This is a genomic window from Nocardia sp. TBRC8007 (assembly GCF_056629435.1).
This window is the reverse complement of sequence record NZ_JBWSOR010000006.1, coordinates 163691-178969: the sequence shown is the minus strand read 5'-3', so window position 1 is coordinate 178969 and position 15279 is coordinate 163691. Positions and strand designations below refer to the sequence as shown.

Below are 15279 nucleotides of genomic sequence, written 5' to 3'. Positions count from 1 at the left end.
ACGGACTTCGGTGTATTTCCTGCCGACCGGCTCGTCTACTACCCGCTCGATACGCTCGGGCAGTCGTGCGGGCGGCTCACCGATGACCAGCGTAAACGGCTCCACGGCCGAATCCGCCGTCTTATCGGCGCCCAACCTACGACGACCTGCCCGGACGTCACTGGCCGGGCAGGTCGTCGTGTGGTGTCGGCGTCGGTCAGCGCCGTCGCTCCGGCGTGACCGGCGCGTCCCACGCGCGAGCGTAGCGGTGTTTGTCGGGAGCGTTGTACTCCTTGCCGCGATAGACCACATAGGGCCGCACGAGGTAGCCCACGGGTGCGCTGAACATGTGCACCAGTCGGGTATAGGGCCACAATCCGATCAGCGCGAGTACGACCAGCCCGTGCAGTTGGAAGGTCCACGGGGTGTCCACCATGAGCTCGGGTTCCGGGCTGAGCGTGAACAGGCTGCGGAACCAGGGTGAGACGGTTTCGCGATAGTTGTAGGTGCCCCACAGCAGATTACTGCCCCAGGTGTTGAGCAACCCGGTGATCAGTGCCGCGGCCAGCAGCGCGTACATCAGTTTATCGTTGGCGGTGGTGGCTCGGCGGACGGCGGGAACGGTGATGCGCCGGTAGAGCAGTATGGCGACGCCCGCGAGCACGGCCAGACCGGCCACCGATCCCGCCGATACGGCAATCAGGTGATAGGCGTGTTCGGAGATACCGACCGCTGCGGTCCACGACGCCGGGATCAGCACGCCGAGCACGTGACCGGCGATCACCCCGAGCATGCCGAAGTGGAACAGCGGGCTGCCCAGGCGCAGTAGGCGGCTTTCATAGATCTGGGTGGAGCGGGTGGTCCAGCCGAATTGGTCGGTGCGATAGCGCCATAGGTGTCCGAGCGCGAATGAGGTGAATGCGATGTAGGGCAGGATCAGCCATAGTGCGGTCGGCAGATGCGGTGTCGCGTTCATCGTCGGCCTTCCGATCCGTCGAACAGGGAGGGGTCCAGCGCGAAGGGGTCCAGCCCGACTTCTTCCTCGGGCGGGCCCTGTGCGGCGAGTTCGGCGATGCGCCGTCGGTCCGCGGTGGTCGGCGGCGGCAGAGTCGCGCCGACCGCGGTGAGCACCCCGGCATACGGAGAGTCGGTGTCGGACAGCGAGAGCCGTAGCAGCTCCAGCACAGGGACGTGTTCGCCGAGCAGTCGTTCGCCGCCGATCGGATCGACGGTCGCGGCGAATTCCAGCAGCACAGGCAGATGGTCGGGCAACTCCTGCTCGCCGAGTTCGACACCGGCGTGTCGATAGGCATGCTTGAACCGCAGCAGCGCCATACCGCGTTTGCGGGTGTCGCCGTAAGCGTAGAAGGTCAGGTGCAGGCTGGCGCGGCGGCGCAGGTCGAAGGTTTCGACATAGGCGGCGGCGAGCCGCAGCGGTGGGGTGGTCCGTAGATAGTCGAGGCATTCGTTCAGCGGGGCGCGCACCCCTTCCGGTAAACCAGCTGCCGCACTGGTTAATTGGTCGACCATGGCCAGCGTCTGCTCGCTCGGGTAGTCCAGCAGTAGCGCGGCGATCCGCCACACCAGTTGGCGGTCGCGTTGGGTGAGTTCGACCGCAGGTTCCGGGCGGCGGCGCAGCTTCAACAGGCTCATCGCTGCGCTCCGCTCGGCGTGGTGGCAGATCCATCGGCGACGGCGCCGTTGCTAGAGCCGTTGGTATGTTTGCCACTGTCCGTGTGCCCGTTGTGCCTACCGTTCGCGGAGGTCGTGGTCGGCACCAGGCCCTCGGTACTCTTGCCGTCCCAGTTCAGCAAATTGATCCGAGACGATTTCTGTTGCGGCGCCGCGTCGTTGGCGTCGGTGAGATGGAATTTCTCCACCATCTGATCGAAAGCTGTCATGCCAGGCCCGCCGTCGGTGTCCAGACTGCACCCAGTGGCGAGTGAATCCAGTTCGTGTGCGCGCGCTGTCGCGCCGGACGGGATGACGTAGCGGTGCTCGTACTTGGCGATGGCCAGCAGCCGGTACATGGCCTCGATCTCCTCCGGCGCCAGCCGCACCGATGGGGCGATCGTGGGATCGGGCTCTTCGCCGAGGTTCACCGACCGCATGAACGAGCGCATTGCCGCGAGCCGCTGCAGCGCCGCGCGCACCGGGCCCACATCCCCCGCAGTGAACAACTCGGCCAAATACTCCACTGGGATGCGCAGCGCGTCGATCGCGCCGAACAGGTTCGACACATTCTCGCCGTCGTGTCCGGTTTCAGCGAGCACGTCCACCACCGGCGACAACGGCGGCACATACCAGACCATCGGCATGGTGCGGTACTCCGGATGCAACGGCAGTGCGATCTGGTAGTCCACGATCAGCTGGTAGACCGGCGAATCCTGCGCCGCCTGAAGCCAATCCGGCGAGATCCCGGCCCGCTCTGCCTCCGCGATCACCCGTGGATCGTGTGGGTTGAGGAATGCGCCGAGCTGGGCCGGGTAGAGGTCGGTGTCCTCGGCGACCGACGCTGCCCCCAGCACGGCATCGGCGTCGTAGAGCATCACGCCGATATAGCGCAGCCGCCCGACACAGGTTTCCGAGCACACTGTCGGCATGCCGACCTCCACCCGCGGGTAGCAGAAGGTGCATTTCTCCGCTTTGCCCGTTTTGTGGTTGAAGTAGATTTTCTTGTACGGGCAGCCCGAGACGCACTGTCGCCAACCACGGCATTTGTCCTGGTCCACCAGCACGATGCCGTCTTCGGCGCGCTTATAGATCGCTCCGGAAGGGCAAGAGGCCGCGCACGACGGATTCAGGCAGTGCTCGCAGATCCGCGGCAGATAGAACATGAAGGTCTGGTCGAACTCCAGTTTCACCTGCTCCGATAGCTTGGCCAGCAGCGGGTCCTTACCGACCTGCTCTGGCCCGGAGCCCAGGTCGTCGTCCCAGTTCGCGCCCCAGGTCACTTTCGTATCTTGGCCGGTGATAAGCGATTTCGGCCGTGCGACCGGCGTGGTATCGGCCGGCGGCGAGGACAGCAGATTGTCGTAGTCGTAGCTCCACGGCTCGTAGTAATCCTCGACCGTGGGCAGGTCCGGATTGGCGAAGATATTCAGCAGTCGCTTGATTCGAGATCCGGACTTCAGAGTGAGCTTGCCGCGCTTGTTCAGCGTCCAGCCGCCCTTCCACTTGTCCTGATCCTGGTATTGCCGCGGATAGCCTTGGCCAGGGCGGGTTTCCACATTGTTGAACCAGACGTACTCGGTGCCGCCGCGGTTGGTCCACGCCTGCTTGCAGGTGACGCTGCAGGTGTGGCAGCCGATGCATTTGTCCAGGTTCATCACCATGGCCAGCTGTGCCATGACTCGCATATCAGTACTCCACTTTCTGCGAGCGTTTGCGGATTGTGGTGACCTCGTCGCGCTGATTTCCGGTGGGGCCGTGGTAATTCAGCGCGAAGGACTGCTGCGCATAGCCGCCGATCAAATGTGAGGGTTTGATCATGATGCGGGTGAGTGCGTTATGGATGCCGCCGCGCTTGCCTCGGCCTTTGGTGTCCGCACCGAGGCCTTCGATGCGCGGCACGTCCACCGCACGGTCCTGAGCGTGATACATGAACACCGTGCCCTCCGGCATCCGGTGGCTGACGATCGCGCGGGCGACCACGATGCCGTTGCGGTTGATCGCCTCGATCCAATCGTTGTCGGCCACTCCGATCTTCGCCGCGTCCCGGTCGGACATCCAGATTGTCTGCCCGCCGCGCGAAAGCGTCAGCATGTGCAGGTTGTCCTGGTAGGCGGAGTGGATCGACCACTTCGAGTGCGGCGTCAGGTAGCGCACGGTGACACCCTTGTCGCCGACCTCGCCGATCGTGGGTTCACGGAACAACGCGGTCATGTCCAGCGGAGGACGGAAGATAGGCAGTTGCTCGCCGAGCTCGATCATCCAGTCGTGATCGAGGTAGAAATGTTGCCTTCCGGTGAGCGTATGCCAGGGCTTGAGTCGTTCGGTGTTGATGGTGAACGGCGAATACCGGCGTCCGCCGGTCTCGCTGCCCGACCACTCCGGTGAGGTGATCACCGGAACCGGACGGGCTTGGGTATCGGCGAAGGAGACGCGTTTGCCTTCGTGCTCGGCGGCCAGATCGGCCAACTGGGTCCCGGTGCGGCGTTCCAGCACGTGAAAACCCTCCACCGCGAGCCTGCCATTGGTGGTGCCCGACAAGGCCAGGATCGTCTCGGCCGCATGCGTGTCCTTGGCCAGCGACGGACGCCCCCGCGCCACACCGGAGACCACAGTGCCGTTCATCGCGGCGAGGTGCTCGACTTCCTGATCAGGGTGAGTGGTAATGCCCTTGGTGGTGACGCCGAGCGTGTCGATCAGCGGTCCGAGCGCGGCCATCTTCTCCGCGACCTTCGGGTAGTCGCGTTCGACGACCACCAGTTTAGGCATGGTCTTGCCAGGAACGGGCTCGCACTCACCGGCTTTCCAGTCCAGCACCCGCCCGCCTGCCTGTGCAGTCGCGTCTGGTGAGTCGTGCTGCAGCGGTACGGCCACGATGTCGGTGCGCTTGCCCAGATGTTTCTCGGCCATCCAGGAGAAGCCGCGCGCGATCCGGTGGAAGGCGTCGAAATCGGTCTTGGCCTCCCAAGGCGGCGAGATAGCGGGGGAAAAGGCGTGCACGAACGGGTGCATGTCGGTGGAGGAGAGATCGTGCTTCTCGTACCAGGTGGCGGCGGGCAGTACGATATCGGAGAACAGGGTGGTGCTGGTCATCCGGAAGTCCAGCGACAGCAATAGATCCAGCTTGCCGGTAGCGGCGGTCTCCCGCCAGGTCAACTCCTGCGGCCGCACGCCGGCGGCCTCGTCGGTCTGCAGGTTGGCGTCGGCGCCGAGCAGGTGGCGGTGGAAGTACTCGTTGCCCTTACCGGAGGAGCCGAGCAGGTTCGCTCGCCATACGGTCAGGCAGCGCGGGTAGTTCTCCGGCGCGTCCGGATCCTCGCAGGCGAATCGCAGCTGCCCGGACTTCAACCCGTCCACCACGTGTTCGGCCGCACTCTTCCTCGCAGCCTGTGCCTCATCGGCCAGGTCGAGTGGGTTGCGGTCGAAGGTGGGGTAGCTCGGCATCCAGCCCAACCGGGTGGCCAGCGCGATATTGTCGGCCGCGGTGCGACCGGTGAATGTCCCCGCACCGAGCGGCGAGGCGAACGATTCCGCGGTGAACGGGTCGTAGCGCCACTGATCGTTGGCCAGATACCAGAACACTGTGCCTTGCATCTGTCGCGGCGGGCGTTGCCAGTCCAGTCCGAAGGCCAGCGTGGACCAGCCGGTGACCGGGCGGCACTTCTCCTGTCCGACATAATGCGCCCAGCCGCCGCCGTTGACGCCCTGGCAGCCGGTCAGCAGGGTCAAGGTGAAGAACGCGCGATAGATCTGATCGGAGTGGAACCAGTGGTTTGTGCCCGCGCCCATCAAAATCATCGACCGTCCGCCGGAGCGGTCGGCGTTATCGGCGAACTCCCGGGCGATACGCTCGGCCTGCGCGGCAGGCACCCCGGTGATGGCTTCCTGCCAGGCTGGGGTGTAAGGCTCGGCCGCGTCGGTGTAGCCACTTGGCCAGGCTCCTGGCAGGCCGGCGCGGCCGATGCCGTACTGGGCAAGCAACAGATCGAAGACCGTGGTGACGCGTTTGCCCGCGACAGTCGTTGTCGGCACTCCACGGGTGAGCACGCCCGGAGTGGCGCTGTCGAAACGGGGAACCAGCACGGACGCGGCATCATCGGTGCGGCCGTGCAGAGTCAGCAGGGGGTCGACCTCCCCGAGATCGAGGTTCCACTGTCCGGCGCCGGATTCGCCGAACCGATGGCCGAGCGAGCCGTTGGGCACCACTGGTCGCATCTGCCCATCCAGCAGCACTGTCTGGAATTCCACGCCCTCGCCGGTGCCGCCGAGGTCGGCGGCGGTGAGGAACTTGCCCGGCAAGTATGCCCCGTCTCGTTCGTTCAATGTGATCAGGAACGGCAAGTCGGTGAAGCGTTTGACGTAGTCGAGGAATCGCGGTCTCGTCTGATCGACGAAGAATTCCTTCAGCACCACATGACCCATCGCCATGGCAAGAGCCGCGTCGGTGCCCGGGCGCGCAGGCACCCATTCGTCGGCGAATTTGGTGTTGTCGGCGTAGTCGGGGGAGACCACCACCACCTTCTGGCCACGGTAGCGGGCCTCTGTCATGTAATGTGCGTCCGGAGTCCGGGTCACTGGCACGTTCGAGCCCCACATGATGAGGTAGCCGGCGTCGAACCAGTCTGCGGACTCCGGCACATCGGTCTGATCGCCGAAGACCTGCGGCGAGGCTACAGGCAGGTCGGCATACCAATCGTAGAACGACAGCATCGAGCCGCCGAGTAGTGAGATGAACCGGGCACCGACAGCGTGGCTGACCATCGACATGGCCGGAATCGGCGAGAACCCGGCCACTCGGTCCGGACCATACCGTTTGATCGTGTACACGTGCGCGGCGGCGGCGATCTCAGCCGCTTCCCACCACTCGGCGCGGACGAAACCGCCTTTGCCGCGCGCGACCTTGTAGCTGCGCGCTTTCTTCGGGTCCTCCACGATCTCGCCCCACGCCGATACCGGATCTTTCAGCCGGGACTTGGCTTCCCGGTACAGCTCCAGCAGCGCTCCTCGCACATATGGGTAGCGCACCCGGGCGGGCGAATAGGTGTACCAGGAGAAGGACGCGCCACGGGGGCAGCCACGCGGCTCGTACTCCGGCTTGTCGGCGCCGACCGATGGATAGTCGGTTTGCTGCGACTCCCAGGTGATCACGCCGTCCTTGACGTAGATCTTCCAAGAACACGACCCGGTGCAGTTCACTCCGTGTGTGGAGCGCACCACTTTGTCGTGTGACCAGCGGTCCCGGTAGAACTCGTCGGCGCCGCGACCGCCGACTTTGTGTAGTGCGCGGTGGTCGGCGGACACCTCGCCCCGATGGAAGTATCTCCCCAGCCGCAGGAGCGCTTCCCCGGCATCGGTAGTCGCGGCGGAGGGCGTGTGCCCCTGGGTACGCGAATTAACCAAGACGTCCCCTTCGAGCTGTGCGAATTAGGCTGATTATTCCGATTTTATGTACTTCTTCGCGGCTGGCCAAATGGATACCTCACATCACATTCGAGCGCACGGTGAGTTGTGAGATCAGCGCAACATAGCCGTCACGGTTGCCTGACACTTCCGCGTAGCGAAGTGTGAGATGGCCAGGGCGGCTGTGTGGTGAACTGGTCGAAATCGGTTCTCCAGGCGCGGCACACTATCGTGCAGGCGGTGCTTTGATATTCGGGAAACAACTAATTCTCACACACTTAACATTTATTAACACGATTATACATACCTATCGAAACCTATTTTCCGGACATTCGTCCGCTCCTGTGCCGGTTTCCGGACAAATATTGTTGCTCGGGTCGCAATTCGCTGAAAGTATTCGAAATGTGTGACGACTTGTCGGGACCTTGGCTCTGCGTGCTGTATGCATCGGCTCTGTATCCTCCTCGGCTCCAGTGTTATGGGCATGCTTCTTGGTCGTGCGGAGCTTTCTCGGTAGTGCGGAGCGAGTGTCGCGTTCAGACCGGGATGCCTATCGACCGGACAGACAGTGCGGGCGGTGTGCGCGTTTCGGTTTCTCTAGGGTGTCGACCAGGCCGGTGCGATGGGTCATCCGCATTCGGTGTCAGTGATACGGCGCTTACGTCTGGATCCAGACCAGGTATCCAGTCCGTCACAATCATCGGTATCGAATCGGTGCAGCTGACGGAGCATCTGGTTCTTGTGGCAGCCCAGGCGCTCGGCGAACCTGTGCGCGCGATCCGCTCAGATCGATGTAACGATCTTCGTCCGCTCGCTCCAATCGATTGGAGCAGGTCGCGCTCCGGGCAACCAACGAATCCACCTGGTTCCCGCTTATCTCGCATCAGGTGTGTCAAGGGAGTCTTCGGCACTGCGTACCCCGCCGAATGGACTCCCCTCGATTCGATCGCTCGAACAGGAATGAGGCTACTCGAGCAGGAACGAAGCACCGTCGCGGTCTCGTCGGACTGAGGTAGTCCTGGTGGCTGGAACACGAGTGCCGGACGAGCTTGTTTGTGACCAGGGTTTCGCTCTGAAACTCCGAGCCGATAGTGTCGACGCGTTTCATGGACGAAAGATCGAGAGTAACGAAAATTTCTCCAAATAATTCACAAAAATTATCTCTTGGCTTATTGGTAACAATAACTATATATTGTGACATTTGCGTCCGGTGGTAGATTGCCCATTATTGCTCCGGGCGATGAAAGAATATCTCTGGAGTTTTCGACAGAATGTCCGTTTCATGTTGATCCGATGTTGTCGTCGGTTTCGGTATGCGGGCATAAGTGTTTTCGGTAGAACCAGGAGTCAACTGTGTCTGATATTGCGATTGTCGGTATCGGCTGCCGTTATGCCGGTGGCATCGAATCTCCGGAAACGTTCTGGGACCTGCTTGTCAGCAGGCGGGACGGGGTATGTGAGGTTCCGCCCGAGCGGTGGGATTGGCGGCGTTTCTATGATCCGGACAAACGCACCCCTGCTCGGGCCTACACCAAGCGGGCGGCGTTCATGACCAGTGACCCGTGGGCGTTCGACCCGGACTTCTTCGGTATCTCACCGCGCGAGGCGGCAGAGACGGACCCCTCACAGCGGCAGGTGCTCGAAGTGGCGTGGGAGGCGTTCGACGACGCCGGGATTGCCGGCCGGATCACCGGCTCTTCTTTTGGTGTGTATATGGGAGCGTTCACCCTCGACCAGCTGTCGGTCCTGTCCTCACCCGAGTCGCTGCCGTACATGAATATGCACTCGGCAGTCAGTGCGTCGTACACGATGATTTCCAACCGGCTGGCGTACGCGCTGGATCTGGTGGGTCCTGCGATCACGGTGGATACCGCGTGTTCGTCGTCGTTGGTCGCGTTGCATCTGGCGTGTCAGGGTATCGACAGCGGGGATTGTGAGATGGCCGTGGCCGGTGGGGTGAACGTGCTGGCGCAGCCGGGAACGTTTGTTTCGATGTGTAAGGGGGGGTTTCTGGCTGCTGATGGGCGGAGTAAGTCGTTCGATGCGGCTGCTGATGGGTATGGGCGTGGTGAGGGTGTGGGGATGGTGGTGTTGAAGAAGTTGTCGGCCGCGCAGCGGGATGGGGATCGGATCTATGCGGTGATCAAGGCGACGGGGTCGAATCAGGATGGGCGTACGACCGCGATCACGGTGCCGAATGCGGATATGCAGGAGGCGTTGGCCAGGGATGTCGCTCGGCAGGCGGGGATTGCGCCGGGTGAGGTGACGTATGTGGAGGCGCATGGGACGGGGACTCCGGTGGGGGATCCGTTGGAGTTGCGGGCGATCGGTCGTACGTATGGTGCGGTGGAGGGGCGTGTTACACCGTTGGGGGTGGGGTCGGTGAAGGCGCAGTTGGGGCATACCGAGGCGGCGTCGGGGATCGCGAGTGTGATCAAGTCGGCGTTGGCGGTGTCGAAGCGGGTCATTCCCCCGCAGGGGTGGTTGGATACCCCGAATCCGGATATTCCGTTCGAGGAGTTGAATGTCCGGTTGCAGTTGGAGACCGAGGAGGTCGGTCCGGAGGTCGATCGGGTCACCATCGCGGTCAACGGTTTCGGTTACGGTGGCACGAACGCGCACGCCATCCTGCAGGAATACCGTCCACCCACCCGCACCGGCGGAAACGGTGCCGGCTCCGGTGGCAACGGTAACGGTGTGGCCAGGCATAACGGTGTGGCCGGGAAAACGAAACACCGTAAACCGAACCATCGGGAGCCGAAACACCATGGGGTGTTGCCGCTTTCGGCGCGTAGCGAGCAAGCGGTGCGGGACCTGGCGCGCGGTTTCGCCGAGCGGGTCGCGGCGGGCGCGGATGTGGGTTGGTTGGCCGAGGCAGCGTGGACACGGCGTAGTCATCATCCGCTCCGGGCCGGGATTCCCTTCGCCGACGATACCGGGCTAGTGCAGGGCCTGGCCGAATTCGGCGAGGGCACCCGATCGGTGAAGCGGACGGTAACGAGTAAGGTCGCTGAGCCGGTATTCGTGTTCACCGGGATGGGGCCGCAATGGTGGGCGATGGGTCGCGGGTTGTGGGGGGCCGGTGGCACCTTTGCCGCTGAGGTGGTTCGGATCGATGCGGAGTTTCAGCGGATTGCTGGTTGGTCGATTGTGGAGGAGTTGTTGCGGCCGGAGGAGCGGTCGCGGGTGACGAGTACGGTGGTGGCGCAGGCGGGGAATTTTGTGGTGCAGGTGGGGTTGTGTGCGGTGTTGCGGGAGTTGGGTATTCGGCCTGCGGTGGTGGTTGGGCACAGTGTGGGTGAGGTGGCTGCGGCGTATGTGTCGGGGGTGTTGTCGTTGCGGGAGGCGTTGTTGGTGGGGTATCACCGGGCGCGGTTGCAGGCTGCTACCGCGGGGTCGGGGGGGATGTTGGCGGTCGGGTTGCCGTTGGCCGAGGCGCAGGATCTGGTCGCTGGTGATGGTCGGGTGGATATCGCGGCGGTCAACAGTCCTTCGGCGGTGACTTTGGCCGGGGAGGTGGCGCGTTTGGACGAGATTGCTGAGTCTCTTACCGAGGACGGGGTTTTCGCTAAGCGTTTGCAGGTGGAGGTGCCGTATCACAGTCATCTGATGGACCCGATCCTCGCGGAGTTCCGTGAGGTGTTGGCCGATATCCGGCCTGCGGCGCCGCGGGTGCCGTTGTATTCCACTGTCACTGGTACTCGGGTGACCGAGGGGCAGTGGGATGGTGAGTATTGGTGTGCGAATGTGCGTCAGTGTGTGCGGTTCGCTGATGCGGTGGGTGAGCTCGTCGGTGCGGGGAGTCGGGTGTTCGTGGAGATCGGTCCGCATCCGGTGTTGGGTGCTAATATTCGTGAGATCCTGCGTGGGGCCGGGGAGACCGGCACTACCATCGCGACGCTGCACCGCAAACAGGACGATGCCGACAGTATCCGGCAGGTCTTCGCTGGTTTGTATGCCGCGGGGGTGTTGGATATCGAGGCGTTGTTCGCTGATCTGCCGTCCCCGACCCCGCATATCGACCTACCGGTCTATCCATGGCAGAACACCCACCTCCGCAACGAGTTCCCGGTGGATCTGTCCAATCGGTTCGGCACACCCGGCGGGTATGTGATGTTGGGTGATCAGGACCCCGACGACAGCGCCAGCTGGCAGTTGCAGTTGAGTACTCAGGTGCTGCCGTGGCTGGACGATCATGTGGTCGGCGGGAGCCGGGTGATGCCGGGGACGGGCTATCTGGATATGGCCCTGAGCGCCGCGCTGCTACGTACCGAGTCCACCCAAGCCGGTGTAGAGGACGTGCGCTGGGTAGCCCCACTGGTCATCGCGGACAGCGAAACGCCGATCATGCGGCTCGACGTAAACGACCAGACCCGTCGTTTCACTATCCGCTCTCGCGGCACGACCGGCACGAATTGGACGGTCAATGCCACCGGCCGGTTGGTCGAGGGTGTCTTCGACGAGAACAAGGTCGATGTCCCCAGCACCGATACGATGAGCACGGCCGATCCGGCCGAGTTCTATGCCGTGCTGGCCGAGCACGGGCTCGAGTACGGGCCGACGTTCCAGCGCGTCACCTCGCTCCGGATCTCGGACACGGCGGTGGTGGCCACGCTGGACGGCGTCATCGCCGCCGAGGGCGGGTACCCGGCGCATCCGGCGATCGTCGACGCCGCCGTGCAGGCCACCTCCCTGCTGTTCGCGGGCACGCGCAGCAAGGGGGAAGGGGCTATGGTCCCGGTGGAGGTGCGCGAGGTGCGTCTGCTGGCGCCGCTGCCGGAGGAGGTCGTGGTAGTGGCGCGGCTCACTTCATTCAGCGAGTCGTCCAGGGAGTTGATCACCGATATCGATCTGCTCGATACCGATCACAACGTCTGCATGCGGATCATCGGGTTGAAGTTCGGGTCCATCTCGCCGCGTCCGGCGCCGATGCAGCGGATGGTCGATTTCTTCTATGAGGAATGTTGGGAGATGCGCGATCCCATCGATCCGGTCACGTTGCCGTCGGTCGGGGATTTGTACACCGTGGTCGTGGTGCTCGGCACCGCGCCGAACCCGGCCGCGGAGCAGATCCTGCGTATCACCACCTCTGGTTCGGCGGGGGCGGAATTGTTCGTTGCCGGTGATCCGGGTCGTGCGGATCTGGAAGCGGAACTGACCCGGCGACTGCGGTCGGCACGCACTCGTGTCGGTGTCGAGCGGCTGCATGTGGTGGTGGTCGCCGGCACCGATTATGACGATATGGACAATCTGTGGACGCTGCGCCGGATCGCGGTGCCCGCCGAAGAATTCCTCGACGCCTGGCAGCAAGAGCACGGGACCGAGACCGATCGCCTCGGCGACAGCGGCTACTATGCCTCGCTGGTCACCGAGAACGCCTTCACCCACCCGGAAGCCGACACCATGCCGGACACCAGTCACGCCGCGCTGGCCGGTGGCAGGCGAACGCTGTATGCAGAGCAGCCCTGGTTGCGGTGGCGGTTGATCGACCTCGACGGCGCGGTCGCCGATACCGATCTCAGGGCGGAGCTGACGATTCCCGGTGCCTTCACCCATGATCACGCCGACGAGGTGTTCCTGCGCGGTGGGGCGCGGTGGGTGCCGGTGGTGAAGCGGACGCTGCAGGATCATCTCGATCATCTCGATGAGGCCGTGCCGTTGACCGACCCGGAAGTCAACTTCCGGTTGGAGCTGCCCCGGACCAAGACCTTCTCCCAGCTGGGGTGGCGGCAATGCGACCGGCGTGCGCCTGGCCCCGGCGAGGTCGAGGTGAAGATGGCGGCGGTCGGCCTCAGTTACAAGGACGGGATGAAGGTTATCGGCGTACTGGGTGAGCGCGAACTCGCCCCCACGTTCTATGGCCTCGAACCCGGTATGGAGGGCGCGGGCACGATCGTCCGGCTCGGCCCCGGTGTCACCGGCTTCGAGGTCGGTGACCGGGTGCACGCATTCTGTCCTGGCATGATCCGCCGGTACAACACGCTCAGCGCGCTCCAGGCTTACCCTGTCGAAAAGGACATCGCATCAGGCGAGGTCAGCAGTATCAACGCATTCCTCGCCGCGGAACATTCGCTGTTGGATCTGGCTCGGGTGCAGCCGGGGGAGACGGTGCTGGTGCACGGCGCGGCCGGTGGGGTGGGGTCGGCGGCGATCCAGGTCGCCAAACAGCATGGCGCGCGGGTGATCGGTACCGCGAGCACCGAAACGCGACGCGCCTATGTGCTCGAGCAGGGCGCCGACCATGCGGTGAACTCACGGTCGTTGGATTTCGCCGACGAAGTGCTGGCATTCACCGACGGCCGGGGCGCGGACGTAGTGATCAGCAGCGCGCCCGGAGAGCTCCTGACCCGCAATTTCGACGCTGTCGCCGAGTTCGGCCGCATTCTCGAGCTCGGCAAGGCCGATATCTACTTCGGTGGCGTGTTGGAGCTGCGGAACTTCGACAAGAACGTGGCGTATTTCTCGTTCGATCTGGACCGGATGATGAAGCTGCGGCCGGAGCAAGTCGTCCAAAAGGTCATCGGAGCGTATAGCCGGATCAATGACGGTACCTACCGGGCGTTGCCTTATCACATGTTCGGTACCGCTGAGGTCGCGCATGCTTTCGAAGAAGCCGCGCGTTCCACCCGGATCGGTCGGGCGGTGTTGCGGTTGGATGAGGAGGCGCCGTTGGTGCGTCCGCGGGTTCCGGATGTGGTCATCGATTCCGGGGCGCGGTATCTGATCACCGGTGGGTTCGGTGGGTTCGGTCTGGCGATCGGCCGGTGGCTGGTCGATAAGGGTGCTCGTCACGTGACTCTGCTCGGGCGTGGTGGCGCCACCACCGAGGAGGCCCGTGAACAACTCGCCGTGTGGGAGCGTCAGGGTATTGATGTGGTCACCGAGCTGGTCGATGTGACCGACGCGGAGGCGGTCGCCGCGGTGGTCGCTCGCGCGCACACCTCTGAGCGTCCGTTGAAGGGTATCTTCCATACTGCGGGCTCGGTGGACGACAAACGCGTCGGGATGATGGACCGTGCCGGGCTGGCCAAGGTGCTGCGGCCCAAACTCCTCGGCGCGCGCGCGTTGTGGGATGGTGTCGTCGCGGTGGGGGCTCGGTTGGATCAGTTCGTGTTGTTCTCCTCCGGCAGCTCCATCTTCGGAGCTATCGGTCAGTATTCCTACACCGCGGCCAATATCGCGATCACCGCCTATGCTGATGTGCTCGCCCGGCAGGGCGTCCCCGCGTTGGCGGTCGGCTGGGGTCATATGGCGGGTGCCGGTATGGCCGCGGCGGACGAGAGCATCACCCGCTACCTGATCAGCTCCGGATTCGACCCCATGGATATGGACGACGGACCGGTGTACCTGGAAGAAGCGTTGCGACTGGGTATCCCCAAGGTCAATATCGCCCCGATGAACTGGTCTCGCGTCGCGGCCTCCGGCGGGGCGCAGATGGCGTTGACCGGTCGGGTCGAGGACATGGTCGCGGCTTCGGCGGAGCAGGATTCGGCTGCGGCCCGGTTGCGGGCCGAGCTCGCCACTCTGGATGAGGTCAAGCGTAAGGATGTGGTGGCGCATATGCTCGCCGAGTTGTTGGCGTCGGTGATGGGGGTGTCGGCGGAATCCATCGATTTGACCGTGCCGGTGCCGGAGCTGGGTTTGGACTCGCTGATGGCTATCGAGTTCAGTTCGCTGGTCAACCAAACTCTGGATGTGGATGTGGTGTCGTTGAAGATCGGGCGGTCGTTCACCCTGGAGCAGGCCGGTGTCGCGGCGGCCGAGGCGATCGTCGAGGGCACCGGTTCGGCGGGGCTGCCGGTGGCATCGGACGATACCCCGGCCACGCCGGATGGCACAGCCACGCCGGATGGCACCCCTGCCATGATGGCGGAAGTGCCGGTGTGACCGACCGAGGATACCGGATCTTGCGACTGGCCGACCGGTAGCGAGATCCGGTAACCGCCGACATCCCTCTATATTTCGAACCGATCGATCCAGCGAGTTTCCGAACCATAGATCGAAAGTAACGAAAAGGTCTCTGAATAATTCAAGAAGTTTTTTTGGAGACCTTTCGGTGACAATAACTAGTTTATTGCGATATTCGCGCCCGATGGTAGATTTCCCATTAATGCTCCTGGTAGTGGAGAACACTTCTGGAGCTTCTCTAATGGAATGTCCGTTTCGTGGTGCTCCGCCGTAGTTGTCGGGTTTGGTATGCGGACATAATATCTTCATCTTCGACTGACT

General features: G+C 63.4%; 5 protein-coding genes. 1 reads left to right on the top strand and 4 read right to left on the bottom strand.

What is annotated here, in order from left to right; genetic code table 11:
• Nucleotides 1-196 precede the first annotated feature (196 nt).
• Genes narI through ACX4ZE_RS09120 form a run of 4 tightly spaced genes read right to left on the bottom strand, consistent with a single transcriptional unit; the run spans nt 197 to nt 7050 of the window.
• Entirely contained in the window at nt 197-955 is a 759-nt protein-coding gene (gene narI, locus ACX4ZE_RS09135) for a respiratory nitrate reductase subunit gamma (RefSeq protein ID WP_480272896.1), read from the bottom strand.
• Nucleotides 952-1632: a nitrate reductase molybdenum cofactor assembly chaperone gene (narJ, locus tag ACX4ZE_RS09130; RefSeq protein WP_480272895.1), complete on the bottom strand. Its 681-nt coding sequence runs from the start codon at nt 1630-1632 to the stop codon at nt 952-954. Before narJ ends, narI begins: the two co-directional genes overlap by 4 nt.
• Nucleotides 1629-3329, bottom strand: a complete 1701-nt coding sequence (gene narH / locus ACX4ZE_RS09125; RefSeq protein WP_480272904.1) for a nitrate reductase subunit beta — start codon at nt 3327-3329, stop codon at nt 1629-1631. Before narH ends, narJ begins: the two co-directional genes overlap by 4 nt.
• A 10-nt stretch (nt 3330-3339) precedes the next feature.
• Entirely contained in the window at nt 3340-7050 is a 3711-nt protein-coding gene (locus ACX4ZE_RS09120; protein WP_480272894.1) for a nitrate reductase subunit alpha, read from the bottom strand.
• Between the two features lie 1353 nt (nt 7051-8403).
• On the opposite strand from ACX4ZE_RS09120, the gene ACX4ZE_RS09115 reads away from it, so the two are divergent.
• Nucleotides 8404-14937 (top strand): SDR family NAD(P)-dependent oxidoreductase, encoded by a 6534-nt coding sequence (locus ACX4ZE_RS09115; RefSeq protein ID WP_480272893.1) that lies wholly within the window; start codon nt 8404-8406, stop codon nt 14935-14937.
• Nucleotides 14938-15279: the final 342 nt, after the last annotated feature.

Excerpts from the sequence above, each read along its gene's own strand:
- narJ (WP_480272895.1), bottom strand. The coding sequence starts at position 1,632 with ATGAGCCTGTTGAAGCTGCGCCGCCGCCCGGAACCTGCGGTCGAACTC.
- narH (WP_480272904.1), bottom strand. The coding sequence starts at position 3,329 with ATGGCACAGCTGGCCATGGTGATGAACCTGGACAAATGCATCGGCTGC.
- narI (WP_480272896.1), bottom strand. The coding sequence starts at position 955 with ATGAACGCGACACCGCATCTGCCGACCGCACTATGGCTGATCCTGCCC.